The sequence below is a fragment of the Labrys neptuniae genome (assembly GCF_040797145.1).
GTDB lineage: Bacteria > Pseudomonadota > Alphaproteobacteria > Rhizobiales > Labraceae > Labrys > Labrys neptuniae.
Genome location: NZ_JBFNQD010000010.1, coordinates 105,010 through 131,718, shown reverse-complemented (window position 1 = coordinate 131,718; position 26,709 = coordinate 105,010). Strand labels below are relative to the sequence as shown.

Here is a 26,709-nt window from a genome sequence, read left to right as displayed (position 1 = left end):
GGATGATCAGGCGATCGGCGGGGCCGACGCAATATCCTTGTCGAAGCAGCGATCGATCACGCGCTGGAGGTTCGCGGCGTGGCGGAAGCTGGGTTCGGCATTCTCGCCGCTCTGAACGGCCGCGATGAAGCGCTGGTAGTTGGTCTTCACCGGATCCGCATGCAGATCGCGCCAGGCCTGGCTGTGGATCCCGTCCCCGGTGCAGATGCGCAGGCTCGTATAAGGACCGTGATTGATCTCGATCGCGCCCTTGGTGCCGAACACGCTGAGCTTGAGCGTATTGGCATAACCGGTCATGAAACGGCTGGTGTGGATCACGCCCAGCGCCCCGTTCTCGAAGCGCACCGACATCACCGCGCTGTCATTGGCATCGAGCGGATAGTCGCCGATGCGGTCGCCGGGCGCCTTGTGGAAGGTCGCGAGCTGCGCCTGCAGCGCGACCGGCGTCATGCTCACCGCATAGCTGGCGAAATCCAGGATGTGGATGCCGACATCGCCTAGCACGCCCTTCGAACCATGCTCCTCGGACAGGCGCCAGAGCCAGCGCGGCTCGGTCGACCAGTCGCCCCAATGGTTGCCCACCAGCCAGCTCTGGCGATAGGAGGCCTCGACATGGCGAACCTCGCCGATCTCGCCGCGTGCGATGATGCCATGGGCCGCCTGCAGGGCCGGCACGTCACGATAGGACAGGTTGACCATGGCGATCAGACCGGCGGCCTCGGCCGCCGTCGCCATCTCATCGGCCTGTGGGAAGGTCTCGGCCAGCGGCTTCTCGCACAGGACATGCTTGCCGGCCAGGATCAGCTTCATCGTGGTGGGATGATGGAACCTGTCAGGCGTGACATTGGCCACGGCATCGAAGCCGCCCCAGGCGATGGCCTCGTCGAGATCGCCGAAGGAATGGGGAATGCCATGCTCGTCGCTGAACTGACGGGCCCTTGCCTCGTCGATGTCGACGCCCGCCACCACTTCGGCGTCGGGAGAAGCCTGGAAGTGCCGGGCGTGGTTGGCCGCCATATTGCCGGTGCCGAGCACGAGAATGCGGATCTTGGACATGAGGTGATCCTAGGATCGCAGGCTTCCAGCCTGCTTTTGGCTAAGCAGAACTTCCCGATGTGTCCGTTCGCGGGCAACATCGAAAAACCGTGCAAGTGTTTGAGATCTTGAAGATTCCGCCTGATCGAACCCTTGATTCGATCAGGCGGACTCCACTCAGGATCGGGAAAGTGACAATGCGGGAAAGGACGCCTGCAATCCCAGGACTAACGGAAGCCCTCTTCGCCATCCTGATGGAGCCGCGGCCCCTTCACTTCCAGGGGAACCGGGGCCTTGTCATGCGGCGTGTTGGGGGCTTCGTTGACCCGCTTCCAAGCCGTTGCCGGATTGTAGGCCCACTTCACCGCGTTGCCGAGCACCTTGCGCACGGTGGCGTTGTGATAGGTCGGATAGGCCTCGTGGCCCGGGCGGAAATAGAAGATCTTGCCGGCACCGCGCTGATAGGTCAGTCCAGAACGGAAGACTTCACCACCCTCGAACCAGGAGATGAACAGCGTCTCCATCGGCTCGGGCACGGTAAAGGGCTCGCCATACATCTCCTCGTGCTCGATCTCGAAATATTCGGGCAAGCCTTCGGCGATCGGATGGTTCTTGTTGAGCACCCACAACCGCTCGACCTCGCCGGCCTCACGCCAGGACAGGGCGCAGGGCGTGCCCATCAGCCGCTTGAAGATCTTGGAGAAATGGCCCGAATGCAGCACGATCAGGCCCATACCCTCCCAGACTCGCTCCTGCACGCGCTTGACGATCTCGTCCTTGACCTCGCCATGGGCGGTATGGCCCCACCACAAGAGCACGTCGGTATTGGCAAGCTTCTCGACGGTCAGGCCGTGCTCGGGCTCATCCAACGTCGCCGTACCGACGCTGATACCGCCGGCCTCTTCGAGCGCCGTCGCGACCTCGCCATGGATGCCCTTGGGATAGAGCTGGCGCACCAGGGCGTTGGTCTGCTCATGCCGGTTCTCGTTCCAGACGAGTGCGCGGATAGTCATCTCGGGTTTCCTTTGCCGTGGACGGCGATTCAAAGCGCTTTAACAAAAATCTCTGCCACATCCAGGGGCATGATTGAAGGTGGCATCTGAGGATATTTCGAGGCCTTGCGATGTTCGCCAGGACCAATACGCGTCATACTCATGGCGGTCGGCTGCACGGGCCTCCCGGGAGGAGGCCCCGTGCACCCTCCCGGCGCCGCCTTTCAGGCCTGCAGCCGTCGCAAGGCCGCACCGTCGGCCTTGAAGACATGCGACAACTCCCCCGGCACGCCGATATTCACCTTGGTCGCGGCAACCACCGGGGCGTCCCCGGCGTGACGCAGTGTCACCAGCCTGCCATCCGCCGTGCGCACATAGAGGAAGTGGCTTTCGCCCAGTTCCTCGACCACCTCGACATCGCCGGTGAACGAGGCCTCCCCGCCCGTCTCCTGCAGATGTTCGGGCCGGATTCCGAGCTTCACCTTGTCGCCGGCGCGCACGCCGTTGCCGTCGACCTTGGCGACCACGCTGCCCCCGCCCGGCAAAGCGACCTTCACACCGGAAGCGTCGGCAGCCTGGACTTCGGTATCGATGAAATTCATCTGCGGCGAGCCGATGAACCCGGCGACGAACAGATTATGCGGGTTGTGATAGAGCTCCAGCGGCGCGCCCACCTGCTCGACATTGCCGGCGTTCAGCACCACGATCTTGTCGGCCAGAGTCATGGCCTCCACCTGGTCATGGGTGACGTAGACCATGGTGGCGCCCATCTGCTTGTGCAGCTTGGCGATGGAAATGCGCATCTGCACGCGCAGCGCGGCATCGAGGTTGGAGAGCGGCTCGTCGAACAGGAAGACCTTGGGGTTGCGCACGATGGCGCGGCCGATGGCGACGCGCTGGCGCTGGCCGCCGGACAGTTGCTTGGGCAAGCGCTCCAGCAGCGGCGTCAGTTCCAGGATCTTCGCCGCCTCGCGCACCTTCTGGTCGATGGTCTGCGTATCGGTTTTCGCCAGTTCCAGGCCGAAGGCCATGTTCTGGTAGACGTTCATGTGCGGATAGAGCGCATAGGACTGGAACACCATCGAGATGCCGCGATCCTTGGGTGTCTTCTCGTTCACACGCTGCCCATCGATCAGGAGGTCGCCGGAGGTGATGTCCTCGAGGCCTGCGATCAGGCGCAGCAAGGTTGACTTGCCGCAACCCGACGGGCCGACGAAGACCACGAAATCCTTGTCCTCGATGTCCAGGTTGACGCCGTGCACGGTTTCGATCCGGCCGAAGGCCTTGCGGATATTCTTGAGTGTCACACTGGCCATGTTGCTTAACCCTTCACGGCGCCGGCGGTGAGGCCCGCTACGATCTTGCGTTGGAAGATGAGGACGAGAACGATGAGGGGCAGCGTCACGATGACCGATCCGGCCATGATGTTGCCCCAGGGCAGTTCCTGCTGGCTGGCGCCGCTCATCGAGGCGATCGCCACCGGTACGGTGCGGTTGTCGGGCGAGAAGGTCAGTGCGAACAGGAATTCGTTCCAGGCCGCGATGAAGGCGAGCAGGCCCGTCGTCACCATGGCCGGCCACATCAGCGGCATGAAGACGCGGCGCACCACCGTCCAGGGGCTGGCGCCGTCGACGAAGGCGGCCTCCTCCAGTTCCCGCGGCAGCTCTTTCATGAAGGTGGTGAGCACCCAGACGGTGAAGGGCAGCGTCAGTATCAGGTTGGAGAGCACCAGCGCCGGCATGGTGTTGTAGAGGCCGAAGGCGCGCACCACCTCATACATGCCCGAAAGCACCGCCACCTGCGGGAACATCGACACGGCGAGGATAGTCATCAGCAGGAGGCCCCTGCCCTTGAAATGCACCCGCCCCAGCGCATAGGCGGCCGTCACGCCCAGAAAGAGCGAGATCAGCACCACCGTGACGGCGACGACGATCGAGTTCCAGATGTTCCAGGCGAAGGGCTGCTGCTCGAACACGCCGACATAGTTGGAAAAATCCAGGCTGTCGGGCAGCAGCGAGGTCGAAAACAGCGCCTGTCCCGTCCGCATCGAGGTCAGGATGGCGTAGTAGAACGGGAAGACGGCGTAGAGGACGATGACGACGACCAGCGCCCAGAACCCGATGGGTTTGAGGATCTTGCTCATCTCGTTCCGTCCTCCGAAACACGCACCTTGCCCACGGTCATGGCCAGCACGGTGATGAGGCCGATCACCAGGAACAGCAGCGTCGCCGCCGCCGAACCGAGGCCCGTCTTGGCGAAATCGACCAGTTGCAGCCGGGCAAAGCCCGACATCGAGATGGTGTCGCGGCTGCCCGAGGTCAGCACATAGATCAGGTCGAAGATGCGCAGGGCATCGAGGGCGCGGAAGACCACCGCCACCATCAGGGCCGGACGGATCAGCGGCAGCGTCACCTTGAAGAACACCTTGACGGGGTGAATGCCGTCGACCTTGGCCGCCTCATAGCAATCGGAGGGCATCATCTGCAGCGCCGCCAGGATCAAGAGGGCCATGAAGGGCGTCGTCTTCCAGACGTCCACCATGATCACGGCCCACATCGCAGTCTGCGAATTGGCGGTCCAGGCGACCGGCTCGGAGATGATGTGCAGGCTGAGCAGGATGTGATTGAGGATGCCGAACTGGTCGTTGAGCATCCATAGCCACATCTTGGCCGAGACGATGGTGGGAATGGCCCAGGGAATCAGCACGGCGGCACGCACGATGGCGCGTCCCTTGAAATTGGCGTTCAGCACCAGCGCCACGATGGTGCCGAGCACCGTCTCCAGCGCGACCGAGACCAGCGAGAACCACACGGTGTTCCAGACCGAAAGCCACCAGACCTTGTTGGCGAGCAGGCCGATCCAGCGCCCATCGACATTGGCGAGATAGTTCGAAAAGCCGACGAGCTTGTAATTGCCCGGATTGGAGAGCTTGGCATCGGTAAAGCCAAACCAGATGGTACGCAGAAGCGGCCATCCGGCGACGATTGCCAGGACCACCAGCATGGGCAGCAGGAACAGCCATGCCGACCGAACCCGGGTCCTTGTCAGTTCTGATTGACTTGCCATCGGGGACTCCCAGAAGGAGGCAGGAAGAGTTGGCCGGCATCTCAGCCGCCACCCCAGTCACAATGCGGGAAATCCATACGCGGCCGGCCGCCGGCGAGGCCCCGAAGCGCTTTGCGACTTGAGCGAGTCACCCCGCATCGCACAGACGCTCTCGCCAATCCGTCGGATTGGCTTGGAGACAAGGAGCTCGAGCAAACAGCCGTCCGGTCGTGAACGCGCTCTGCTCCCGGGATCAGGAACCAGGCTTCGGTCGATCAAGTCGCGAAGGATGAGAGAACGGCGGAAAGAGCGCCGCGAACCGGGGGGTTCGCGGCGCAGTCGGGGAGGATCCTACCAGCCGGAGCCCTTGATATTGGCGAGTTCGCCGTCAAGGTCCTCAAGGGCCTGTTCCGCCTTCGCCTTGCCGGACAACACGCTGGCAACCGCGTTCCAGAAGGCGTTCGAAACTTCGTTGTAATTCGCGCCGGTGATCTTGGAGGGACGGGCCACCGCGCTGGTGAAGGTCGCCTTCAAATCGCCGAAGAAGGGCACGGCCTTGAGCACGTCCGGATCCTCATAGAGGCTGGCGATGGTCGGGTTGTAGCTGCCCTCGATGGCGCGGCGCTTCTGCTCTTCCTTGGAGGTCAGATAGACGGCGAGGTCGGCAGCAAGATCGGCCTTCTTGGAATATTTGGAGACGGCGAGCTGCCAGCCGCCGAGCGTGCCGGTATTCTTGCCGTCGGCACCGCCCTTGGGCAGGGCTACGACGCCGATCTTGCCCTTGACCGGGCTGTCCGCGCCATTGCCCAGCGACCAGGCATACGGCCAGTTGCGCATGAAGGCCGCATTGCCGGACTGGAACACGCCGCGCGCTTCCTCCTCGCCGTAATTGAGCACGCCGTCCGGCGAGATCTTGCCGATCCAGGAGGAAGCCAGCGTCACCGCCTCGGCCGCCTTGGGATTGTTGATGGTAATCTTGCCCTCGGCATCGACGATGGTGCCGCCGCCAAAGGAGTCGATCCACTCCAGCGCGTCGCAGGTCAGGCCCTCATAGGCCTTGCCCTGGAACACGAAGCCCCAGAACTTGTCGTTGCCGCCCTTGCGCTCTCCTTCCTGGACCTTGGCCGCGGCCTCTGTCATTTCCTGCCAGGTGGTCGGCGGCTTCAGCCCGTTCTTCTCCAGGAGATCCTTGCGATAATAGAGCACGCCGGCATCGGTGAACCACGGCATGGCGACGAGCTTGCCGCCCACGGTGTTGTTGTCGATGATCGCCGGGAAATGCTCCTTCTCGGCTCCCTTGGTGTAGGGCGCCAGATCGATGAAGTGATTGGCGAGAATGCCGGGCCAGATCACGTCGATCTGGAAGACGTCGATGTCGCTCGCGCCGGCCGACAGCAGTTGCTGATAGAGCGCCAGCCTTTCATTGGTATCGTTGGGTGTCGAGACGATCTTGACGGTATTGCCGGTCTTCTTGGCCCAGGCTTCCGCACCGCTCTTGCACAGCGCCAACTCCTGGCCGACTGCGCCGCAGGAAATCGCAACCTCGGTAGCGCTGGCAAAACTCGTGAGAGCGATAGAGGCAGTCGCGGCCAAGGCCCAACGCATGAACATGCGGTCTTCCTCCCTTTTATGCGCCATAGCTGCCTCCTCTATGGCAGGTCAGCATAGGCAACCGACATTTCCTCGTTCGAAGTCCCTTTTAGCAGAGCTTCTATAATCTACTTCAAAGCGCTTTGAATTCTAATTCCGACAAAAGTTTGCCTTTGTCAAGGCGACCCCATGGCAAAACTGCGTAACAACTAAGGCGCAGGAACAGTTCCCCCAAAAGTAGCATCTTTCATTGAAACAATTTGATTGAAAATCAGAGCCGTTGATGCCTTTTGAGCGATTGAGTGAGAAACTTGTGAATTTCCTGGTAAATGTGGCGGCTACGCTACCTATTTGACGGAAAAGAATTAAGCTGACTCAGAAAAAATAATAGAAAGCGTTAGTCCAAAGCGCTTTAATGAACAAATGCAGTCTGGTCGCTGCTTGCGGTCGGGAGACTACCAGGAAGGGCATGCAGTATCGCGAGATATTTGCCGTGCCCGACGAGCGTTTCTCCCCGATCCCTGGCATGACGAGCTTGCCTCTGTTCATCGAGAGAAACGAGAAGGCCTGGAAGGAACGTTGCGGTGAACTTGAAGGAACTGTCACAGCATCTGGGCCTATCCCAGACGACTGTCAGCCGCGCGCTCAACGGCTTTCCGGAAGTTGGCGAGGCGACCCGCAAGCGTGTGCTGGAGGCGGCCGAGACCTTCCAATACCGCCCCAACGCCAGCGCCCGCAAACTCGCCACCGGCCGTGCGGGAGCGATCGGCATCGTGTTCTCGTCCGAGCGCAACATGCTGCTCGATCCGATCTTTACCGATTTTCTCGCCGGCGTCGCCACCCAGTGCTCGCGATCCGACAATGACGTGCTGGTCTCTTCCGCCCAGGGCGACGAGGCGGGCACTTATCGGCGCCTCGCCCGCGTGCGCTCGGTGGACGCCCTGTTGCTGTCCTCACCCACGATCGACGATCCGCGCATCGCCATGCTGCAACGGCTGGGCATGCCCCTGGTCGTGCATGGGCGCACGCAGACCGGCCTCAATTATCCCTATCTCGACATCGACAATGAGGGAGCCTTCCACAAGGCCACCACCTTGCTGATCGATCTGGGCCATCGCCGGATCGGGCTGCTCAACGAAAATCTGCGCTTCACCTTCGCCACGCATCGCTCGCAAGGCTGGCGCCGGGCGCTGACAGCTCGGGGCCTCGCCGCCCCTCCGGAACTCGAAGGCGGCGCCCGCATGACGGAAGAGAACGGCTATCGCATGGCGCGAGGCCTGTTCGAGCTATCAGACCCACCGACCGCCCTGCTCTGCTCGTCGATCTTCCTCGCTCTGGGGGCCATGCGGGCCGCCCGGGAAACAGGCCGGATCGTCGGAAAGAATCTGTCGCTGATCGCCCATGACGACGGCCTCGACGCCATCAGGCCGGAAACGCTGACGCCGGCCCTCACCACCACCTTCTCTTCCATCCATGCCGCCGGCGTCCGTGTCGCCGAGATCGCCATGGCCCTGGCCAACGGTGCCGATCCCACCGCCGCCGCGGAGATCTGGCCGGTCGATCTCGTCTTCCGCGGCTCTACTGTGCCCCCCGCACCCTGATTACTCGGCTGGCGCCGACACGGTGGCGCGATCGCGATAGAAGACGAACAATCCGCTGCCGATGATGATGCAATTGCCGATGAGGATCGGCAGTGTCGGCACATCGCGCCAGACGATCCAGCCCATCAGCGTCGCCCATACCATGGCCGAATATTGGAACGGAGCGAGCATCGCAGCCGGCGCCATGGCCAAGGCACGCGTGATGCAGATGAAGCAGACCATGGCAACGATGCCGACGAGGAACATCAGGACAAGATCGAACCAGCCCGGCGTGGCCCAGGCAAACGGTATCGTCGCCGCGCCGATGACACCCGCACCGGCAAACTGCCAGACCACGAGGGGAAGCCAATGCGTGCGCCGCAGGCGTCGCGTCACGGTAACCGCCAAGCCAAACATGATGGCGCCGACGAGAGCAATGGGCGAGGCCGAGGAGAACAGTTCCGCCGAGGGCTGCAGCGCCACCAGAACGCCGATGAAGCCCACGATCACAGCGCCCCAACGGAACGGCTCAACCCTTTCGCCGAGCAGCGGAACCGACAAGGCGGTAATGATCAGGGGTGCCGCCATGTAGAACGTCATGACATCGGCGAGCGGCATGCTGCGCGTGGCGAAATAGAAGCAGAAGGTATCGCCGGCCATGCACAGGATCCGCACGACCTGGAGCCGCCACTGGCCGAAATCGAAGAGATCGACCTTCAGGTGCCAGACCATCGGCACGAGGACGATGGCGGCGCCGACGGAGCGCAGCAGCAGCAACTGACCGACGGAATAGTCGGCGACCAGCCATTTGCCGAGGGCATCGTTCAAGGCGAAGAGGAACACGCCGATGAGATAGAGCGCGATGCCCATGCCGACACTTGTGGTCCCGATGCCGGCCCGGCGGAGGGTAGTCATTTCGGTCTCGTTTCCTGCCGGAGCGCCACGCGTTCAGCCATGAACGCGTTGTGCTCCAACTCCTTGGTTCAAGGCGTCTTTGCGGGTCTTGCCGAGTCCGTCAATTCGCAAAGCGTTCCAGGCGCGTGGCATGGTGTCTGATGCGGTCCGGGCGTCCGCCGGGCATCGCCCCCACCCAGCGGATCGCCATTTGTCGTACCAATATCGGCGGGCGGCGGAAAGAGGCAATCTTGCGCAGCACGCAGGGGCATCAGGCCGCAGCCATCTTCGCCGCCATGTCCGAAGCGAGCAGGCCGTCGAGCGCGACCTTGATCAGCGGGCGGCGCACACGCAGGGCGTTGAGGGCTGCGACCGGCCATTCGACATAGCAGGCACCCGGTTCGACCGTCACGGTGGCCGAAGCGGGCTGGCGGCGCAGGAAGCCGGCCTCGCCGATAAAGGATTGCGGCCCGACAACCAGGCTGCGCCCAGCCTTCATCACATGGGACCTGCCGTCGAGCACATAGTAGACCTTCTCGACCGTTTCCCCCTCGCGCAAGAGCGTGTGGTTGCCCTCGCTGCGTCGCCAATGACCGATCTTCATCAAGGAGCGGAACTCGCCCGGCGACAGGCCGCCGAGGGCGGCGAACAGCTGGCGCTCTTCGGCACTGAGACGAAACTGGGTGCGAGCAAAGACCAGCCTGGCCATCATCAGCAGATTCACGCCCAGATTGACCGCCGTCCAGAACAGCGCATCCCACAGCATGATCTCGGGCACGACCAGATAATAGAGGATGTAGAGCAGGGTCGAAACGACCAGGAGGGCGCGCAAGACCAGTTGGTCGCGACAGGTCAGCGCCGCGACGGCAATGAGGGCGGCGGCATGGATCAGGCCGAGCCGGACGATTTCGAAGAACATTTCAGCACCAGGACGGGAAGATCGGCTGGCGCATCACGTCGCCAACCACGGCGTCGACATGGTGCGTTTGCCGTCCAATTGCTGTGCGCCCTTGCACGGGTCAGCCGCTATGACCGAGGCCAGGCGCCAGCCAGCGCCTGGGCAAGGCCTGTCCTACGCCAAGCCGTGATCTGACTGCCCTGAGGCATTGGAGGGCACCTCCTCGCCACAACCCAGTTGAACCTCTTCCCATCCGGGATGCCGGCCTACAGCGTTCGGCCTTGCGTCGGCCGACATCCGTCTGGAGCGATCTCATCTCCCCATGCGTGCACCACCGACACAAGCGCGCAATGTCCCTGCAATAATAATCAGCAGTATAGATTTGTTGCCGGCTGCATTTTTTATCCAATGCCCTGCTCAGTTGGCACACAAATCTCTCCAACTCGCCTCCAGGAAGAACACAATGTCGCCATTTTTTGTGATAACAAGGGAGATAATCAAAGATATATTTGAAAATTTTGACAATATTATCTCATTTATTCTAATAGTCCTGATGATAATTACGGCATTTTGGACATCAATTTATGAGAAAATTAGTACGGACCGCCCCATCGCCCTTGCATCGCTGTCGATCCTGTTCGCGCTGCTGCTGTCCTACTATCGATTGAAGGAGCATGTCCGGCACAACCCAGGATCCTCCCTGCGCTACCTGCTTCCGCGTTTCCTTTTTGCACGGGCGAAGGGAGGCAGCCGGGCCGGCAGATGGTTTGCCAGGGCGCTGCTCTGGAGCATTTCAGCCGTGACGATCTATGTCGGAGTGCTGCTCTATTGGGGCAATTTCGGCACGGTGATTCGCGGACAGGTCTATCGTTCTGCCCAGCTCGGCAGCGCCACGATGTCGATCAACGTCCAGCGCTACGGCATCAGGGCCATCATCAATCTGCGCGGCAGCAATCCGGGCCAGGACTGGTACGACCGGGAGGTGACCGATGCGAAGGCACTCGGCATTCATCACATCGATTTCCGGATGTCGGCCAAGCGAGAACTAAGCCGGGAACAAGCCGAGCAGCTCATCGCCCTGATGGCACAGGCACCGAAGCCGTTGCTGATCCATTGCGCGTCCGGCGCCGATCGCACCGGCCTTGCCGCCGCTCTCTACGTCGCTGCGATCGCCAAGGCCGGCCGCGAAAAGGCGCAGGCCCAGTTATCGCCCTTCTTCGGGCACCTGTCCCTGCCCTTCCTGCCAGGCTATGCGATGGACAGGACCTGGGAGGAGTTCGCCCAATGGCTGAACAAGGCCGGACACGAACCGCGCCCCGCGCTGGCCACGGCGAGCGGAGGCACCACCGACCGGCGCTGACTGGCAGCCACGGGACCAGCAAATTCCTGCGTGGAGGTCTGGTGGGCCCGGAGGGACTTGAACCCCCAACCAGACCGTTATGAGCGGCCGGCTCTAACCATTGAGCTACAGGCCCGGCTGTGCCAGACGCCGCATCTATAGGCAGAGTCTCGCCCAGGTTCAATCGGCATCCGCAATTGCGATGCCCGCCGCAAGCCCGTCATCATCCCGCCGCCTTCGATTGCAAGGTTCCGACCGCAATTTTCTTCACCGGAGTTCACCGATGCTACCGTCTTTCGTCGCCCGCCCCGCCCTCGCCGCCCTACTGCTGGCCGGAGCGCTCGGCGCCGCTCAAGCCGAGGATTTCAAGCGCGTGGTCGCCATCAACGGGGAGGCGACGGTCGGCGCCAAGCCTGACCTGGCCTATGTCAGCATCGGCGTGCAGAGTGCGGGCAAGGTGGCACGCGACGTGCTGACCGCCAATTCCAAGGCAACCGGTGAGGTCCTCGCCGCACTCAAGGCAGCCGGCATCGATGCCAAGGACTTGCAGACCTCGGGCTTCAGCGTGCAGCCGGCGAGCTCCCAGAACAGCAAGTTCTCGTCAAGTTCCGAGGATGGCCCGACCATTGCAGGCTACACCGTCTCCAACACCGTAAACGTGACGCTACGCGACCTGCCCAAGCTCGGCGACATCCTCGACAAGGCTGTCAGCGCCGGCGCCAACAGCATCGAGGGCATCCAGTTCATCGTCTCCAACCAGTCGGTGCTGCTGGATGGCGCCCGCAAGACCGCCCTGGACGATGCCAGGCGCAAGGCCGAGATCTACGCCAAGGCATCCGGCCTGCGCCTGGGCAAGCTGGTGGATCTGAGCGAGAATACCGGCCCGATCGGCGGCGGTCTCTATCGCGCCAAGGCGGTGCAGGATTCGGTGCCGATCGAGTCCGGCGAGAGTACGCTGAACGTGACTGTTTCCGCGCGTTTCGAGCTGGAAGACTGATCTCCCATACCCCCCTCCCAGTATCGGACAAGATTCCACGGGCCGGCAGCGCATCTGCTGCAATGCCGGCCCGGCAGATTTTCCGCACACGCAAGTTTGTTTCACGCAGCAAGGCCGATTGGGTAACAAAGATGCTTGCTTGACTGTTCTCCCCGGTTTAGGACGGCGTAACCGCTGTTAATCGGAAAGCTTATCGTGCGCGCACGCCTTGATGCTGTTGACTGGAAAATCCTGCAGGAACTACAGGCCGATGGCCGCATGACCAATGTGGAACTGGCCAAGCGCGTCGGCATTTCAGCGCCCCCCTGTCTGCGGCGCGTGCGGGCCCTCGAAGATGCCGGCGTGATCAAGGGCTATCGCACCCTGCTCGACGAAGCTTCTCTCGGCTACGAGATCACCATCTTCGCCATGGTCAACCTGACTTCGCAGGCGGGGGCGGATCTGCAGTCCTTCGAAACCTATGTGAAGAATCAGCCCTTGGTGCGCGAATGCTGGATGCTGTCCGGTGACGTCGACTTCGTGCTCAAATGCGTGGCGAAGGACCTGCGCTCCTTCCAAGCCTTCGTGGCCGAGCTGACGGCCGGGCCAGCCGTGCGCAACGTCAAGACGGCGCTGACCCTGCGTTCCATCAAGGACGATCCGATCGTTCCCCTCGAACTCGACGTGAGCGAAGGGGCCTAAGCCAGCTTGCTCAGCAGCCAATGGGCATAGCTGGACGCCAGCCAATCATAGCGGCGCGGCGTCGGGTCAGGCACTTCAGGAGCAGCATCCACCGAACTCGTGGTGGCAAAGAGCGGGAAGCTCTTGATCACGCCGCCCGATGACGACAAGAGCGTGACACGGCCATCGAGCGTGTCGACGCTGTCGAAGCTGATCAGGCCGCCATCCGAATCCACGGGAAAACTGATGTCGGTAAGCGCCACCGACAATGTCGCGCCGCCCTTTGCACCGGGCTGGTAGCGCGAGCCGAGCTGCCGGACGAGATTGCGCTGGAGAAAAGGCGGCATGCGCTGGAGCCAGAGATTGCCGCTCCCGCTGACCTGCACCCGGCGGATGACCGGAATGGCCGGATTGTCGGCGTAGGAAGTGGCGCAACCGGTGAGCAGCAGACCGGCACCCATGGCCAGGAAGCTTCTGCGCCCGACACGTCCCGAAGTCATGATAGCCTCCTGCTCACGATATTCACTGTCTATAGAATGCGTCGCGCCGCCAATCGAAGCAAATTCGCGCGACCACACAGCAAAACGCCGCATCCGGTGGGATGCGGCGCATTGTGTCTACAGGGTCTGAGATCGGCAGGCGGTTCAGCGCCAGGCGACGTTGGCGATCTCATAGGCCTTGGGGCCCTTGGGCGTGTTGACCTCGACGGAAACGCCGATCTTCTTGCCCACCAGTGCGCGGGCAAGCGGCGAGCCGATCGAGATCTTGCCGGAGCGCACATCGGCTTCGCTCTCGCCGACGATCTGATAGGTCTTCTCTTCCTCGGTGTCCTCGTCGATCAGCGTGACATGAGCCCCGAATTTGACGGTGTCGCCGGACAGCTTGGTAATGTCGATTACCTCGGCGCGCGACAGGATGTCCTCGAGCTCGGCGACGCGGCCTTCATTGTGGCCTTGGGCTTCCTTGGCCGCATGGTATTCGGCGTTCTCGGAAAGGTCGCCATGGGAACGGGCCTCGGAAATCGCCGCAATGATGCGCGGCCGTTCGATCTGCTGCCGTTCCCTCAATTCTGCCTCGAGCGCGGCATGGCCTGCCGGCGTCATCGGGATCTTGTCCATAGCTTCGTCTTCTCTTTCCAAACGCAAAAAAGATACGCGCCGGACGGACTTCCCCGGCGCGGCTGACATATCGAATTTGCAATATTACGGTACCCTCGCCCCGATGGGCGAAGGCGCCTCCTTCAGAAGTAGGATTGCAGCGCCCGCACTTCCAGATCTCCGCCCTTATTGGCCTTGATCCCCTGCGCAGCCGCCACCGCTCCGAAGAGAGTGGTGTAATATGGGACTTTATGCAAGAGGGCGGCGCGTCGCAAGGAACGCGAATCCGCCAGCGCCTGGGCTCCCTCCGTGGTGTTGAACACGAGCTGGACGCTGCCATTCTTGATGGCGTCCACGATGTGCGGACGCCCTTCCAAGACCTTGTTGATCCGCGTGGCTTCGACGCCGTGGTCGGCGAGGAACTGCTGCGTACCATCGGTGGCGACGATCGCGAAACCCAGTTCGGCAAGCAGCCGCATCGAATCGAGGATGCGCGGCTTGTCGCTTTCCTTCACCGACACGAACACCGTGCCACTGGAGGGAACGGTGACACCGGCACCGAGCTGGCTCTTGGCGAAGGCGACGGCATAGTCACGATCGAGCCCGATGACTTCGCCAGTCGAGCGCATCTCGGGGCCCAGCACCGTATCGACACCCGGGAAGCGCGCGAAGGGATGCACAACTTCCTTGACGGCGATGTGATCGAGCTTCTTGGCCTTTAGGTCGAAGGAGGCCAGGCTTTCGCCAGCCATCACCCGAGAGGCGATCTTGGCGATCGGCTCCCCGATCACCTTCGCCACGAAGGGCACCGTGCGCGAAGCGCGCGGATTGACCTCAAGCACGTAGATCAGGCCGTCCTTGATGGCGTATTGCACATTCATCAGGCCGCCGACATCGAGGGCGAGGGCCATCGCCTTGGACTGGCGTTCCAGTTCGGCCAGGATTTCCTGGCTCAATGAACGTGGCGGCAGCGAACAGGCCGAATCGCCGGAATGGATGCCCGCTTCCTCGATATGCTCCATGATGCCGGCGACGAAGACGTCCTTGCCATCGGCCAGGACGTCGACATCGACCTCGACGGCATCGGAGAGATAGCGGTCGAACAGCAGCGGGTTCTTGCCCAGCAGCGTATTGATCTGGCCGGTCTTGTCGTTGGGATAACGCGTCTTGATCTCGGGCGGCACCATCTGCGGAAGGGTACCGAGCAGATAGTCGTCGAAGGCGACCTCGTCGCGGATGATCGCCATGGCGCGCCCGCCCAGCACATAGGAGGGGCGCACAACCAGCGGCAGGCCGAGATCGGCAACGACCAGGCGGGCCTGCTCGACCGAATAGGCGATGCCGTTCTTGGGCTGGCGCAGGCCGAGCTTGTCGAGCAGGCGCTTGAAGCGGTCGCGGTCTTCGGCGAGGTCGATGGCGTCGGGCGTGGTGCCGAGGATGGGAATGCCCGCCTCCTCCAGCGCGGCCGCCAGCTTCAGCGGCGTCTGGCCGCCGAACTGCACGATGACGCCGTGCAGCGTGCCCTTCGACTTCTCGACCCGCAGGATCTCCAACACGTCCTCGGCCGTCAGCGGTTCGAAATAGAGCCGATCCGAGGTGTCGTAGTCGGTCGACACCGTCTCGGGATTGCAGTTGACCATGATGGTCTCATAGCCCGCATCCGAAAGCGCGAAGCAGGCATGGCAGCAGCAATAGTCGAACTCGATGCCCTGGCCGATGCGATTGGGACCGCCGCCGAGGATGACGACCTTCTTACGGTTGGACGGGTCGGCCTCGTCGGCCGGCGCGCCGACGAAGGGCGGCGCATAGGTCGAATACATATAGGCGGTGGGCGAGGCGAATTCGGCGGCGCAGGTGTCGATGCGCTTGAAGACGGGGTGCACCTCGAGTTCGGCGCGCAGGTTCTTGACCGTTCCTTCCGGAACACCTGCGAGCGCATCGAGGCGCCGATCGGCAAAGCCCATCGCCTTGAGGGAGCGCAGGGCGCCCGGCGTCTTGGGCAGGCCGATCTCGCGCACCTTCTGCTCGGTCTCGACGATGCCGCGGATCTGGGCCAGGAACCAGGGGTCGACCTTGCACACGCCGTGGATCTCGGTGTCGGACAGGCCAAGGCGCATGGCCTGGGCGATGTTGAGCAGGCGGTCCGGCGTCGGCTTGCCGAGCGCAGCGCGGATGGCATTCTTGTCGTCGCCCTGGCCAAGGCCCTCGATCTCGATCTCATCGAGGCCGTTGAGGCCGGTTTCGAGCGAGCGCAGCGCCTTTTGCAGGCTTTCCTGGAAGGTGCGGCCGATGGCCATCGCCTCGCCGACCGACTTCATCGCGGTGGAGAGGATCGGCTCGGCGCCCGGGAACTTCTCGAAGGCGAAGCGCGGGATCTTGGTGACGACGTAGTCGATCGTCGGCTCGAAGGAGGCCGGGGTCGCGCCACCGGTGATGTCGTTCTCGATCTCGTCGAGCGTATAGCCGACGGCGAGCTTGGCAGCGACCTTGGCGATCGGGAACCCCGTGGCCTTGGAAGCCAGCGCCGAGGAACGGGACACGCGCGGATTCATCTCGATGACGACGAGGCGGCCCGTGGCCGGATCGACGGCGAACTGCACGTTGGAGCCGCCGGTCTCGACCCCGATCTCGCGCAGCACCGCGATCGAGGCGTTGCGCATGATCTGGTATTCCTTGTCCGTCAGCGTCAGCGCCGGCGCGACGGTGATGGAATCGCCGGTATGCACACCCATCGGATCGATATTCTCGATCGAGCAGACGATGATGGCATTGTCCGCCTTGTCGCGGACGACCTCCATCTCGAATTCCTTCCAGCCGAGCACGCTCTCCTCGACCAGGACCTGGGTGGTCGGCGAGGCGTCGAGGCCGCGCTCGATGATGTCGATGAATTCGGCCTTGTTGTAGGCGATGCCGCCGCCCGTGCCGCCCAGCGTGAAGGAGGGCCGGATGATCGCGGGCAGGCCGATATAGTCCAGCGCCTCCAACGCCTCGGAGAGGCTGTGGGCCAGGCGCGAACGCGGCGTCTCCAGGCCGATCTTGGTCATCGCCTCGCGGAAGCGCTCGCGATCCTCGGCCTTGTCGATGGCGTCGGCGTCGGCACCGATCATCTCGACGCCGAACTTCTCCAAGACGCCCATCTCGGCAAGCTTCAGCGCGGTGTTGAGTGCCGTCTGGCCACCCATGGTCGGCAAGAGCGCGTCGGGGCGCTCCTTTTCGATGATCTTGGCGACGATCTCGGGCGTGATCGGCTCGACATAGGTCGCATCCGCCAGGTCCGGATCGGTCATGATCGTGGCCGGGTTGGAATTGACCAGGATGACGCGATAGCCCTCCTCGCGCAGGGCCTTGACGGCTTGCGTACCCGAATAGTCGAATTCGCAGGCTTGGCCGATGACGATCGGGCCGGCGCCGATGATCAGGATGGAGGAAATATCGCTACGTTTTGGCATCGCTCGTCCGATTTGGGAGGGCCGGCATGAAAAAGCCGCGGAGGGAACTCCACGGCCAAGAATTCATGGCTCCAGCCTGACTCAATCGGCCCGAACGCGGTTCGGACCGATTGAGTCAGGCTGCGGCGGATCGAGCGGACCGACTAAACCATTTTGGCGTCTTGCGAAAGGGGCCGTTTGCGGACTGTTGCGGAAAGTGACGGTTGCAAGAGGAAATCCAAGGTTCGACCCGCCCTCACAGCGGCTTTTGCGACGTGCGTTTCGCCGTCTGGCCGCTCGGCATGCGCAGGATATAGACATACAGCTTGTCGCGCGGACCGAAGTCCATGACATAGCTATCGATCACCTTGCCCCCGCGCTGGGTCAGGGAGTGGCAGGATTCTTCCGCCTGCGCCGCCGGAGGCATCCCCAGCACCACTGCGGCAAGGAGTAGGCGAATCAAGGTCCAGGCCATCGGCCCTCCTTTCGGGATGGGATCGTGTTCGGGATCATAAGCGATGATGCCGCAACGTCATTCTGAAAAACGGCCCCATTTCGCCATCATCCCCCTCACACCGGTGACTGCCACGTTCCAGTTGTGGAGATTTTGCATGATCGGGCCGCGATTTACCCTGCTTGCCTGCTGCCTGGCATTGGTGGCCTGCCGTCCCGCAGGATGACCCGCCTTGGACCGGTCCAGCATGACAGGCGTGCTTCTCGACGAAGGCTGTCCTGTCGCTGGAGCACAGATCCGGGTGACCAATTCGCATCGGCCAAGCCGCTCGTCATTCACCAGCACCGACCAGCAGGGACGCTTCTCGCTCAGAACCGGCGAAGCCGGGTCTGCCTCCTCTAGGTGTTTAGTCCCCGCATGTCGTGGGTTGGTGGACGAACGAACAGCTCGGGTTTTTTGGCGCTGATGTGTTTGAGTGCCTCGATCGGTGTCCTGAAGTGTAGCGCCCTGAGTTGTTTGGCGTAGTTATAGGCGAGCAGCCAATCGCGGACGTGGCGTCTTAGGTCCTGGATCGAAGCATAGTGGAAGGCACGGACTGTGGCGTCTTTGCGGTTCTAGGTGACTCCGTCAGATCGCAAAACGCTCTCGCGGAGACGTGTTGCGCATCGAAGCGAGTGGCGAGGATTACAACGCAGTCGGGTTGGTCGGGGCCGGTCCCGCTCCCCTCTCCTGCCAGATCGACGCGCGCGCGGCCTATACCCCGGACTGGCAAGAGCGCTTCTGGAGCGGCAATGATATCGAGTGGAAGCCGGGGCGACCGGTCAAGGCACTGAACTGCAGGTAAGGCCGAGGTAGATCCTGGGGAGCGCGGTCGCCCTGCAGGAGGTGGACAGCGGATACGATGTCCTGCCCTCAGCGCGCCTGCGCCAGCACGAAGCGCCGGAAGGCCGCCACTTTGGCCAACGCCAGGGCGCCCGGCGGATAGGCAAGATAGTAGCCATACCCCAATGTGACCTGCCGATCGAACAGCGCTACCAGGCGTCCCTGGCGGATCAGGCCTTCGACCACGCTGCCGACGACGAGGCCCACCCCCTGCCCTGCGAGCGCCAGTTCGATCAGCACGTTCTCGTCGTCGAAGGTCGGTCCGGACTGCGCCAAAGCCGGATCGAGATGCGCAACAGCCAGCCATTCCCGCCAATCGCTGCGGTCCTGGTCATGCAGCAATCGCGCCCGGGCAAGGTCCGCCGGCTCGACGAGACGCAAGCGCTCGACATAATCCGGCGCAGCCACCGGTAGCGTGACGGAGGGACCGATCAAGTCCGCCGTCAGGCCAGGCCATTTGCCGAGGCCGCCCCGGATGGCAAGGTCGATCCCCTCGGCCACGATATCCAGCGGCGTCTCGGTATGACGCACCGACACCTCGATGTCCGGGTGAAGCTCGGCAAAACGCGGCAGGCGCGGTGCCAGCCAGCGGGCGCCGAAGGAGGGTGTGGTGGTGATCGAGAGCAGGCTCTGCGCGCGCCTGATGCCGGCAACCGCCCGCTCGAGTTCACCGAAGGCCGCGACGGCGGCCGGCAGCAATTGCTGTCCGGCGGCGGTGAGTTGCAGACTGCGGGTGGTGCGCTGGAACAGCTTCGCGCCGAGTTGGTCTTCCAGCACCCGGATCTGATGAGACACGGCGGCCTGGGTGACGTTAAGCGTCTGAGCGGCGCGCGTGAAGCTGAGCGCCCTGCCCGCCACGGCAAACACACGCAGCGCCGGAAGGGAGGGCAGCGTCTCCATGCATTTCACTCACAAGTAAAACTCATGAGTGAGGCACTATATTCAAGCCGAACTCGTTTGTCGAATGCCAGAATTTTCCGGACAATAAGCGCTATTCCACCGGATTCTCACAACCGGCGAGGAGGCGTTCATCATGATTGATTCTTATCTGACTGCAGGCCTGACCAGGGGCCTTAGCCTTGCTCTGTCGCCACAAACAGCGCTGCATGGTGAGGGCCGGCCGGCCCCTCGAGAAGCAAGCGAGCCGCCCAGGCCAACGAAAGCCCCGCTCATGGCGCGCCTCGCCAGGTTCATGACCTTGGCCCGCGCCGAACCGCTGCCGTCATGCCCGGACACCGCGAAAGCCGGCAGCCTTCACGGCTGAAGGCCGGCCGTCGATAATGGCCGGCCGGGAGCATCGAGGAGAAAAGAAGAGGGTCTTACCGGCAGCTCTTCCAGCGGCCGAGATCCATGTGGAAATGGTCCTCATGGTAGCCATCCGAGCCGGGGCCTAGCACGACCTGGAACACGCCGCAGGTCACGCCATGCACCTGCTTCAGGAAGGCGGCCTTGGCGCCCCCGCCCTTGAAGTCATGGCGGACGGTGATCTCCTTGCCGCTGGCCGTGATATAGCCGGAAATGTCGATGGCATTGCCCTTGGCGTGCTCGGACAGCTTGGCGCCGCGAATATTGTTCATGCCACGGCAGACATAGGAGGCGGCAACCTTGATGGCGACGACGTTCTCGCCGAGATATTGCTTGGCGGCAGCCTGCATGCCGGCCTCCCAGCGCACCAGCCCGTTGACCATGGCGTAGTCGACGGTCGCGGCCGGCACCAGCGTGGTGCGGCTGCTCGGCCCCAGCGCCATCAGGCGATAGGGCTGTGCGACGCTGCAGGCCCCCTTGACGATTGCCGCTTCCGGTACGGCGCGCGCCAGATTGTTGATGGCGATGCCCGCCCCCGGCATGCCGCCAAGCATGGCGACCTTGGTCTCCGGCGGCGGCGCATTGACGCCGGGATTGGTGGTCATGCGGTCATCGATGCCGCCGGGCCGGCGCACGGGCAGCGGCACGAAGGCATGCGACAAGGTTCCCGGCGGCAAGGCCGCGTCGGGCTTGGCGTTCGGCGTGGCATCGGCCTGGGTCGACGCTCCATCGGGCTCCGGCCCCGCCATGTCGATATCGGTATCCGGACGCTCCGGCGGCAAGGGCGTGTCGGCGGCATAGGCCGACACCACGGGAGAGTCATTCGGGCGCGGACGCTCCGGCGGAGTGGGCACGCCGCCATGCACGATCAGGTCCGGCAGACCTTCCAGCCCGGTCGAAGCCCGGATAGCCCGCATCTGGCTGGGCTTGGGCTTGAGGGGCGGCAACGGCTTGGCGTTCGCCGCGGCGATGCTCTTCTGAAAGTAGTCCGGCAGAGGAACCAGAGCCCCGTCTGCCGATTGCGCCGACGCAGTGGCGCAAGAAACCACCAGGAAGAGACAGGCGACGCTTGCTCGCATGCACACTGCTCCGATTGCGATCAGGCGTTGTGTTGCGCAACTGCGGCAACACCATGGCGAGACGCCATGTTTTCGACAAACCGCTTAAAGAGGTAGTGGCTATCCTGTGGACCAGGTGACGCCTCGGGATGGTGCTGCACCGAGAACACCGGCTTGCCTGTGACGGCGATGCCGCAATTGGAACCGTCGAACAGCGAGGCATGGGTTTCGATCACGCCGGCCGGCAGGCTGTCGCGATCCAGCGCAAAGCCGTGGTTCATCGAGACGATCTCGACCTTGCCGGTGGTGAAATCCTTGACCGGGTGGTTGGCCCCGTGATGACCCTGCTTCATCTTGGCCGTGCGGGCACCGAGCGCGAGGCCGAGCATTTGGTGGCCGAGGCAGATGCCGAAGATCGGAATGTCCTTTTCGAGCAGCGTCTTGATCGCCGGCACGGCATATTCGCCGGTGGCGGCCGGATCGCCCGGGCCGTTGGAGAGAAAAATGCCATCCGGCTGCAGAGCGATGATCTCCTCGGCCGGGGTGGTGGCCGGAACCACGGTGACGGCGCAGCCAGCCGCTGCCAGCAGGCGCAGGATGTTGCGCTTCACGCCATAATCGATGGCGACGACTTTGTATTGCGGAGCGTCCTGCTTGCCGAAGCCCTGCGACCATTCCCAGGTGGTCTGGTCCCAGTCGAAACGCTGGGCCGTGGTCACCGGCGGCACCAGGTCGAGACCGTCCATCGAGGGCAGGCCGGCGGCCTCGCGCTTCAGGGCTTCGACGTCGAAATTACCGTCGGGATCGAAGGCAAGTACGGCATTGGGCATGCCGCCCTCGCGGATACGGGCCGTCAGCGCCCTGGTATCGATGCCGGCAATGCCGGCGATGTTGCGGGCCTTGAGCCAGGCATCGAGATGGCGACTGGCGCGGTAATTGGCAGGCTCGGTGATCGGCGCATGCAGCACCACGCCCCTCACCCCGGAGGAAGAGGCCATGTTGACCGTCTCGATGTCCTCGTCATTGACGCCGACATTGCCGATATGGGGGAAGGTGAAGGTGATGATCTGCCCGGCATAAGACGGGTCGGTGAGGATTTCCTCATAGCCAGTCATCGCGGTGTTGAAGCACAATTCACCCGCCGCCTTCGTCACGGCGCCGAGCCCGGTGCCCTCGATCACGGTGCCGTCTGCGAGGACCAGGAGCGCGGTTGCCTTGGGTTCCGCCCAGCCATTTTCCATCTGTCTAGTCCTTGCGCTCGCTTGTGTGACGGTCATTTTCATCTTAAGTGCCGGATGAATGGCGGCGGCATACTCGGCTCCGCCCGGCAGTCGCGGCGGAAAGTAGGGGGCGGACGGCTTGCCGTCAACCCTTGGACACACTCGAAATCATCAGCATTTTCAATGATTTGAGGTGATACCACCAAATATTTCGCTGCCACGTGCCGCTCGGTGAACAATTTTGATTCCAAGAAAGGTAGGGCATCATGTCTCTGCGTGACGATTTCACCACCGCCGTCAAGGACGCCATGAAGAGCGGCGACAAGGCTCGCCTGTCGGTCGTGCGTATGATCCAGGCCGGGCTGAAGGATCGTGACATCGCCGCTCGTGGCGGCGAGCATGACGGCAAGATCCCGGAAGCCGAGATCCTGTCGATGCTGCAGAAGATGATCAAGCAGGCCCACGAAACGCTGGAGACCGCTGTAAAGGCCGGCCGCGACGAAATGGCGGCAGCCAGCAAGGCCGAGATCGAGACGCTCTCCTCCTTCCTGCCCAAGCAGATGGACGTGGCCGAGACCAAGGCCGCCATCGCCGCCGTCGTGGGCGAAATCGGCGCTGCCGGCGTCAAGGACATGGGCAAGGTCATGGCCGTGCTGAAGGAGCGCTTCGCCGGCCAGATGGATTTCGGCAAGACCAGCCCGCTGGTCAAGGAAGCGCTCGGCGGTTAAGGACGTCGAAACTCTGGACTTTTCCGAGACCGATGCGCCCGCTAGATTGCCGGCCGCTGCAACGATGAGGCCGGCATGGCGCCTTCACCACGCTTCCTGGTTCGGTTTTCGGTGACCCTGCTTGCCCTGGCCGGCTTGGCGTCCTGCGCCGACCGGCCCGGTGCGTTGATGCTGCATCCGGTCTCGGCATCGGCCGGTGTCGGCACGCCGGTCAACATCCTGGTCGCCACCACCCGCCAGCGCTCCGAGACCGACAAGCGCGACTTCACCGCCAAGCGCAATTTCGGGCTGAGCTATGAGGCCTACACGATCTCGGTGCCACCCAACCATGCCGTCGGCAATATCGAATGGCCGAAGAAACCTCCCGGCAATCCGGCCGTCAACTTCGTGGTGACCAACTCGGCTCCCCTCGACCAGGCTCGCTTCGATGCAGCGGTGGTGAAGGACACCAAGGGCACCGGCGAAGTCATCGTCTTCGTGCACGGCTATAACACCAACTACCAGGAAGCCGTCTATCGGGTTGCCCAACTCGAGAAGGACAGCGGCTTCCCCGGTGCCGTGGTCGCCTTCGCCTGGCCCTCGCTCGGGACCTTGACCGGCTATGTCGCCGATCGCGAGAGCACCACCTATTCGCGCGATTATCTGGAGAGCACCCTGAACGGCCTCGCCCGCACGCCAGGGGTGCGGCGTATCCACATCATCGCACATTCGATGGGCAACTGGCTGGCCGTGGAAACCCTCCGCCAAGCCAGGATCCGCGGCAACTCGGCCTTCCTGCCCAAGCTCGGCGAAGTCTTCCTGATGTCGCCGGATATCGACATCGACGTCTTCCGCACCCAGCTCGACACCATCGGCAAGCTGAATCAACCCATCACCGTCGCGATTTCGCGCGATGACCGGGCCCTCGGCTTTTCGCAGCGGCTGGCGGGCGACGTACCGCGCGTCGGCAATGTCCTGATCGACAACAAGAAGGCCCAGGAGGCCATTGCCCATTACGGCCTGCGGGTCATCGACATGTCGGACGCCAAGAGCCTGGATTCGATGAATCACAGCAAGTTCGTCGGGCTGCTGCCTTCCCTGAATCAGATGGCCAAGAATGATGCGGCGGCTGCGCGCGGCAATCCGATCTCCCGAACCGGGCTGTTCGTCGTCAACACGGCCGGCACCCTGCTCCAAACCCCCTTGCGTCTGGGCGAAGCCATCGTCGGGCAGTGAGATTCAAGATTTTCGGAAGCTGGCGGCGGTGGCCGAGATGCCCTGTTCGAGCGGCATCGGCCGGAAGCCGAAATAGCGCTCGAAACTGCTGCCATCGACCAGGAACGGACGGTCGTGCTGATAGGACGTCTCGGTCCACTCCCCGAGAAAGGGCACGAACCGGCCCATCACTTTCTGCAGCCAGCCCGGAAGCGCTTGCAAGCGCGGCTTCACGCCGAGCGCGGCGGCGGCCATGCCGATCACCGCGCGCGGGGTGCGCGCCGGAGCGCAGGGCATGATCCAGGCCCGGCCATAGGCGTCATCCGCCGCATCGGCGAGCAGGATCGCCGCCGTAGCGACATCCGGCGCATAGGCGAAGGCGTGCGGCTCGTCTGCGGCGATGCCCAGCTGTGCGGCGCGGCCGGCGGCCAGACGACCGATGGCCTCCTGGCCGAGTACCGACAACACCACACCGGGACCGTAGAAATCGGTCACCCGCAAGGCCGCGGTCTTCACCGCGCTCATTGCCTGCCACTGTCGTGTAATGGCGGCGCGCACCCTGCCCTTGCGGCCCGGGGCATCGAGGGGGGTGTTCTCGTGGAGCGGCCCGCGCTGGGGACCGTGCATATAGAGGTCGTCGACAAAGACCAGACGCGCGCCGTTCGCCTCGCAGGCTGCCAGCATATTGGTCATCAGCCGGGGCCAGTCCCTCTCCCAGATGGCCGCGTCATAGGCGAGGCCGATCGTGCAGATCAGCACATCGTGCCCCTGCAGCGCGGCAGTCAGGCTGGCTCGGTCGAGAGCATCGCAGGCTCGAAACCGCGCGCCGGACGGCAGGTTGGCGGGCTTGCGTCGCTGGGCGACGAGCGCCTCGCGACCCGCATCCGACAGCTGGCGTGCAACGGCACGGCCGATGGGCCCGTAGCCCAGGATCATGATCTTGGCAGGCATGGTGCGTTCTCCTTGATGAGGAGACGCTAGCAACGGCTATATCATAATTCCAATGCATGCTTTATATCCAATATATGCGTGACGTGCATTTGAAGGCGATCGATCTCAACCTGCTGACAGCCCTCGGCGCCCTGCTCTCCCAGCACAGCGTCAGCCGCGCGGCGCGCGAGATCGGGCTCAGCCAGCCGGCGATGAGCCGGGCGCTCGATCGCCTGCGCCATTTGTTCGGCGACGAACTGATGCTACGCTCGGGCGCGGGCATGGTACTGACGGCACGTGCCGAAGCCTTGGCGCCGCAAGTGCAGGAACTCCTGGCCGATATCCGCGCCCTCGTCACCGAACCGCTTTTCGACCCTTCCACCGAGCGCCGCACGCTTCGGATCGCGGCGGTCGATTCGCTGACAACCCTGCTCTTTCCCGGCGTGATGGCGCGGTTGCTCCGAGAAGCCCCCTATATCGACCTGCGGGCCGTGCCGATCGGCACGGATATCGCCCATCGCCTGCAAAGCGGTGACATCGACATGACCTTCGCCCTGGCCAATTACCCGCTCGCGGCCGGGACCCACAGCGAGATGCTGATGGACGATCGCCTCGCGCTGATCATGCGACGCGATCATCCAGCCGCGCGGAACGGGCCGCCCAGCCTAGCCGCCTATGCCGCCCTCACCCATGTCACCGTCTCTGTCTTCGGCGACGGCAGCACCGAGGCGGATGCGGCGTTGGCCGCGGCGGGCCTGGAACGGCGCATCGGTCTGACCACGCCGCATTTCACCTCGGCCCTGCTGGCCGTTGCCCGCACCGACATGGTGACCGTGCTTTCCCGCGCCTTCGCCCGGCAATTCGCGGAAGCCTTCGGTCTCGTTCTGCTCGAGCCCCCGCTCGAGCCAGCCGATCTGAAGGTCACCATGGTCTGGCACGCATCCCGCAAGCACGATCGCCTGCTCGCCTGGCTGCGGGGAATATTCAAAGAGGTTGCCGCCGACATGGCGGCATAAACCTTGCTGAAGGCTCCGGCTTCCAACCAGGGGCTGCGAAATACAACCCATGGACGTTTTTCAGCATCATGGCGTAACGGATGCGTGCACGCCGAGAACGCATCCTGTCTAGAAGAGGGCCGACCCGATCCAGACCTGGCGAGAACGGCTCTCCAAGCCTCTGACTTTTTCTTGATTACCTAGAATTATTTTGAATTCTATAAATAAATTTTATGAATATACACAGATATTACAAATATTTATTTCAAAGAATAAGTATTTCATAAAATTGTCATAAAACTATATGTGGCTTTTTAGAGACACTTCCTAGTTATAAATACGTCACACCAATCAAAAGTTGTATTTTCAATTGTGAATCTTTTGAAGA

The 26,709-nt window shown here is 62.9% G+C and carries 24 protein-coding genes, 1 tRNA gene and 1 pseudogene; 8 read left to right on the top strand and 18 right to left on the bottom strand.

The window, feature by feature from the left end:
- Positions 1–6: 6 nt before the first annotated feature.
- The 6 genes from ABXS05_RS24680 to ABXS05_RS24655 all read right to left on the bottom strand — a co-directional run bounded on the left by ABXS05_RS24680 (position 7) and on the right by ABXS05_RS24655 (position 6,683).
- Positions 7–1,056 carry a Gfo/Idh/MocA family protein gene (locus tag ABXS05_RS24680; RefSeq protein ID WP_245196656.1) on the bottom strand — a complete coding sequence of 350 codons (1,050 nt, stop codon included), beginning with the start codon at positions 1,054–1,056 and terminating at the stop codon, positions 7–9.
- A gap of 206 nt (positions 1,057–1,262) precedes the next feature.
- Complete coding sequence (locus ABXS05_RS24675; protein ID WP_367625707.1) at positions 1,263–2,048, bottom strand: ThuA domain-containing protein; 786 nt, start codon at positions 2,046–2,048, stop codon at positions 1,263–1,265.
- A gap of 203 nt (positions 2,049–2,251) precedes the next feature.
- Positions 2,252–3,343, bottom strand: a complete 1,092-nt coding sequence (locus ABXS05_RS24670) for an ABC transporter ATP-binding protein (protein ID WP_149254649.1) — start codon at positions 3,341–3,343, stop codon at positions 2,252–2,254.
- Between the two features lie 5 nt (positions 3,344–3,348).
- Entirely contained in the window at positions 3,349–4,170 is an 822-nt protein-coding gene (locus ABXS05_RS24665; protein ID WP_311934393.1) for a carbohydrate ABC transporter permease, read from the bottom strand.
- The gene (locus ABXS05_RS24660) at positions 4,167–5,093 is read right to left on the bottom strand and encodes a carbohydrate ABC transporter permease (RefSeq protein ID WP_311934392.1); all 927 of its coding nucleotides are present in this window, start codon (positions 5,091–5,093) and stop codon (positions 4,167–4,169) included. The genes ABXS05_RS24665 and ABXS05_RS24660 overlap by 4 nt, the downstream gene beginning before the upstream one ends.
- A gap of 330 nt (positions 5,094–5,423) precedes the next feature.
- Positions 5,424–6,683 carry an ABC transporter substrate-binding protein gene (locus tag ABXS05_RS24655; protein ID WP_311934391.1) on the bottom strand — a complete coding sequence of 420 codons (1,260 nt, stop codon included), beginning with the start codon at positions 6,681–6,683 and terminating at the stop codon, positions 5,424–5,426.
- Positions 6,684–7,246: 563 nt separating this feature from the next.
- Between ABXS05_RS24655 and ABXS05_RS24650 the strand changes: the two genes are divergently transcribed.
- Positions 7,247–8,263 carry a substrate-binding domain-containing protein gene (locus ABXS05_RS24650; protein WP_311934390.1) on the top strand — a complete coding sequence of 339 codons (1,017 nt, stop codon included), beginning with the start codon at positions 7,247–7,249 and terminating at the stop codon, positions 8,261–8,263.
- Here ABXS05_RS24650 and ABXS05_RS24645 read toward each other — a convergent pair whose 3' ends face one another.
- Complete coding sequence (locus tag ABXS05_RS24645; protein ID WP_367625706.1) at positions 8,264–9,157, bottom strand: DMT family transporter; 894 nt, start codon at positions 9,155–9,157, stop codon at positions 8,264–8,266.
- 250 nt (positions 9,158–9,407) lie between these two features.
- Entirely contained in the window at positions 9,408–10,055 is a 648-nt protein-coding gene (locus ABXS05_RS24640; RefSeq protein WP_367625705.1) for a cyclic nucleotide-binding domain-containing protein, read from the bottom strand.
- A gap of 442 nt (positions 10,056–10,497) precedes the next feature.
- Here ABXS05_RS24640 and ABXS05_RS24635 point away from each other — a divergent pair, with 442 nt between their 5' ends.
- Positions 10,498–11,394 carry a tyrosine-protein phosphatase gene (locus ABXS05_RS24635; protein WP_367625704.1) on the top strand — a complete coding sequence of 299 codons (897 nt, stop codon included), beginning with the start codon at positions 10,498–10,500 and terminating at the stop codon, positions 11,392–11,394.
- Positions 11,395–11,433: 39 nt separating this feature from the next.
- Here the strand turns inward: ABXS05_RS24635 and ABXS05_RS24630 are convergent.
- Positions 11,434–11,509, bottom strand: a tRNA-Ile gene (locus tag ABXS05_RS24630).
- A gap of 147 nt (positions 11,510–11,656) precedes the next feature.
- On the opposite strand from ABXS05_RS24630, the gene ABXS05_RS24625 reads away from it, so the two are divergent.
- Positions 11,657–12,370, top strand: a complete 714-nt coding sequence (locus ABXS05_RS24625) for an SIMPL domain-containing protein (RefSeq protein WP_367625703.1) — start codon at positions 11,657–11,659, stop codon at positions 12,368–12,370.
- A gap of 195 nt (positions 12,371–12,565) precedes the next feature.
- Positions 12,566–13,051 carry an Lrp/AsnC family transcriptional regulator gene (locus ABXS05_RS24620; protein WP_082979703.1) on the top strand — a complete coding sequence of 162 codons (486 nt, stop codon included), beginning with the start codon at positions 12,566–12,568 and terminating at the stop codon, positions 13,049–13,051.
- Here ABXS05_RS24620 and ABXS05_RS24615 read toward each other — a convergent pair.
- The 5 genes and pseudogenes from ABXS05_RS24615 to ABXS05_RS24595 all read right to left on the bottom strand — a co-directional run.
- Positions 13,048–13,530, bottom strand: a complete 483-nt coding sequence (locus ABXS05_RS24615) for a hypothetical protein (RefSeq protein WP_311934385.1) — start codon at positions 13,528–13,530, stop codon at positions 13,048–13,050. The two genes, ABXS05_RS24620 and ABXS05_RS24615, sit on opposite strands and share 4 nt — an antisense overlap.
- 144 nt (positions 13,531–13,674) lie before the next feature.
- Positions 13,675–14,148, bottom strand: a complete 474-nt coding sequence (gene greA, locus ABXS05_RS24610) for a transcription elongation factor GreA (RefSeq protein WP_311934384.1) — start codon at positions 14,146–14,148, stop codon at positions 13,675–13,677.
- A 122-nt stretch (positions 14,149–14,270) separates the two neighbouring features.
- Positions 14,271–17,576 carry a carbamoyl-phosphate synthase large subunit gene (gene carB, locus ABXS05_RS24605; protein WP_367625702.1) on the bottom strand — a complete coding sequence of 1,102 codons (3,306 nt, stop codon included), beginning with the start codon at positions 17,574–17,576 and terminating at the stop codon, positions 14,271–14,273.
- Positions 17,577–17,811: 235 nt separating this feature from the next.
- The gene (locus ABXS05_RS24600) at positions 17,812–18,030 is read right to left on the bottom strand and encodes a hypothetical protein (protein ID WP_367625701.1); all 219 of its coding nucleotides are present in this window, start codon (positions 18,028–18,030) and stop codon (positions 17,812–17,814) included.
- Positions 18,031–18,407: 377 nt separating this feature from the next.
- Positions 18,408–18,617: pseudogene (locus ABXS05_RS24595) on the bottom strand (IS481 family transposase); the annotation flags it as partial.
- 50 nt (positions 18,618–18,667) lie between these two features.
- Here ABXS05_RS24595 and ABXS05_RS24590 point away from each other — a divergent pair.
- Complete coding sequence (locus tag ABXS05_RS24590; RefSeq protein WP_367625700.1) at positions 18,668–18,853, top strand: hypothetical protein; 186 nt, start codon at positions 18,668–18,670, stop codon at positions 18,851–18,853.
- A gap of 68 nt (positions 18,854–18,921) precedes the next feature.
- On the opposite strand, the gene ABXS05_RS24585 is transcribed toward ABXS05_RS24590, so the two are convergent.
- The 3 genes from ABXS05_RS24585 to carA form a co-directional block, all read right to left on the bottom strand.
- Positions 18,922–19,791: a LysR substrate-binding domain-containing protein gene (locus tag ABXS05_RS24585; protein WP_367625699.1), complete on the bottom strand. Its 870-nt coding sequence runs from the start codon at positions 19,789–19,791 to the stop codon at positions 18,922–18,924.
- 419 nt (positions 19,792–20,210) lie between these two features.
- Positions 20,211–21,275: an extensin family protein gene (locus ABXS05_RS24580; RefSeq protein WP_367625698.1), complete on the bottom strand. Its 1,065-nt coding sequence runs from the start codon at positions 21,273–21,275 to the stop codon at positions 20,211–20,213.
- 20 nt (positions 21,276–21,295) lie between these two features.
- Positions 21,296–22,495, bottom strand: a complete 1,200-nt coding sequence (gene carA / locus ABXS05_RS24575) for a glutamine-hydrolyzing carbamoyl-phosphate synthase small subunit (RefSeq protein WP_311934377.1) — start codon at positions 22,493–22,495, stop codon at positions 21,296–21,298.
- A 245-nt stretch (positions 22,496–22,740) separates the two neighbouring features.
- On the opposite strand from carA, the gene ABXS05_RS24570 reads away from it, so the two are divergent.
- Positions 22,741–23,202, top strand: a complete 462-nt coding sequence (locus ABXS05_RS24570) for a GatB/YqeY domain-containing protein (RefSeq protein ID WP_311934376.1) — start codon at positions 22,741–22,743, stop codon at positions 23,200–23,202.
- 75 nt (positions 23,203–23,277) lie between these two features.
- Entirely contained in the window at positions 23,278–24,417 is a 1,140-nt protein-coding gene (locus tag ABXS05_RS24565; RefSeq protein ID WP_367625697.1) for an alpha/beta hydrolase, read from the top strand.
- 3 nt (positions 24,418–24,420) lie between these two features.
- On the opposite strand, the gene ABXS05_RS24560 is transcribed toward ABXS05_RS24565, so the two are convergent.
- Entirely contained in the window at positions 24,421–25,347 is a 927-nt protein-coding gene (locus ABXS05_RS24560; protein ID WP_311934372.1) for an NAD-dependent epimerase/dehydratase family protein, read from the bottom strand.
- 56 nt (positions 25,348–25,403) lie between these two features.
- Here ABXS05_RS24560 and ABXS05_RS24555 point away from each other — a divergent pair, with 56 nt between their 5' ends.
- Complete coding sequence (locus ABXS05_RS24555; protein WP_367625696.1) at positions 25,404–26,342, top strand: LysR family transcriptional regulator; 939 nt, start codon at positions 25,404–25,406, stop codon at positions 26,340–26,342.
- The last annotated feature ends 367 nt before the right edge of the window (positions 26,343–26,709 follow it).

Coding starts and splice junctions, on each gene's coding strand:
- ABXS05_RS24680 (WP_245196656.1), bottom strand. CDS start 1,056: ATGTCCAAGATCCGCATTCTCGTGCTCGGCACCGGCAATATGGCGGCC.
- ABXS05_RS24665 (WP_311934393.1), bottom strand. CDS start 4,170: ATGAGCAAGATCCTCAAACCCATCGGGTTCTGGGCGCTGGTCGTCGTC.
- ABXS05_RS24570 (WP_311934376.1), top strand. CDS start 22,741: ATGTCTCTGCGTGACGATTTCACCACCGCCGTCAAGGACGCCATGAAG.
- ABXS05_RS24675 (WP_367625707.1), bottom strand. CDS start 2,048: ATGACTATCCGCGCACTCGTCTGGAACGAGAACCGGCATGAGCAGACC.
- ABXS05_RS24560 (WP_311934372.1), bottom strand. CDS start 25,347: ATGCCTGCCAAGATCATGATCCTGGGCTACGGGCCCATCGGCCGTGCC.
- ABXS05_RS24625 (WP_367625703.1), top strand. CDS start 11,657: ATGCTACCGTCTTTCGTCGCCCGCCCCGCCCTCGCCGCCCTACTGCTG.
- ABXS05_RS24600 (WP_367625701.1), bottom strand. CDS start 18,030: ATGGCCTGGACCTTGATTCGCCTACTCCTTGCCGCAGTGGTGCTGGGG.
- ABXS05_RS24660 (WP_311934392.1), bottom strand. CDS start 5,093: ATGGCAAGTCAATCAGAACTGACAAGGACCCGGGTTCGGTCGGCATGG.
- ABXS05_RS24585 (WP_367625699.1), bottom strand. CDS start 19,791: ATGGAGACGCTGCCCTCCCTTCCGGCGCTGCGTGTGTTTGCCGTGGCG.
- ABXS05_RS24555 (WP_367625696.1), top strand. CDS start 25,404: ATGCTTTATATCCAATATATGCGTGACGTGCATTTGAAGGCGATCGAT.
- ABXS05_RS24635 (WP_367625704.1), top strand. CDS start 10,498: ATGTCGCCATTTTTTGTGATAACAAGGGAGATAATCAAAGATATATTT.
- ABXS05_RS24565 (WP_367625697.1), top strand. CDS start 23,278: ATGGCGCCTTCACCACGCTTCCTGGTTCGGTTTTCGGTGACCCTGCTT.
- ABXS05_RS24645 (WP_367625706.1), bottom strand. CDS start 9,157: ATGACTACCCTCCGCCGGGCCGGCATCGGGACCACAAGTGTCGGCATG.
- ABXS05_RS24615 (WP_311934385.1), bottom strand. CDS start 13,530: ATGACTTCGGGACGTGTCGGGCGCAGAAGCTTCCTGGCCATGGGTGCC.
- ABXS05_RS24640 (WP_367625705.1), bottom strand. CDS start 10,055: ATGTTCTTCGAAATCGTCCGGCTCGGCCTGATCCATGCCGCCGCCCTC.
- ABXS05_RS24580 (WP_367625698.1), bottom strand. CDS start 21,275: ATGCGAGCAAGCGTCGCCTGTCTCTTCCTGGTGGTTTCTTGCGCCACT.
- ABXS05_RS24670 (WP_149254649.1), bottom strand. CDS start 3,343: ATGGCCAGTGTGACACTCAAGAATATCCGCAAGGCCTTCGGCCGGATC.
- carB (WP_367625702.1), bottom strand. CDS start 17,576: ATGCCAAAACGTAGCGATATTTCCTCCATCCTGATCATCGGCGCCGGC.
- greA (WP_311934384.1), bottom strand. CDS start 14,148: ATGGACAAGATCCCGATGACGCCGGCAGGCCATGCCGCGCTCGAGGCA.
- ABXS05_RS24655 (WP_311934391.1), bottom strand. CDS start 6,683: ATGTTCATGCGTTGGGCCTTGGCCGCGACTGCCTCTATCGCTCTCACG.
- carA (WP_311934377.1), bottom strand. CDS start 22,495: ATGGAAAATGGCTGGGCGGAACCCAAGGCAACCGCGCTCCTGGTCCTC.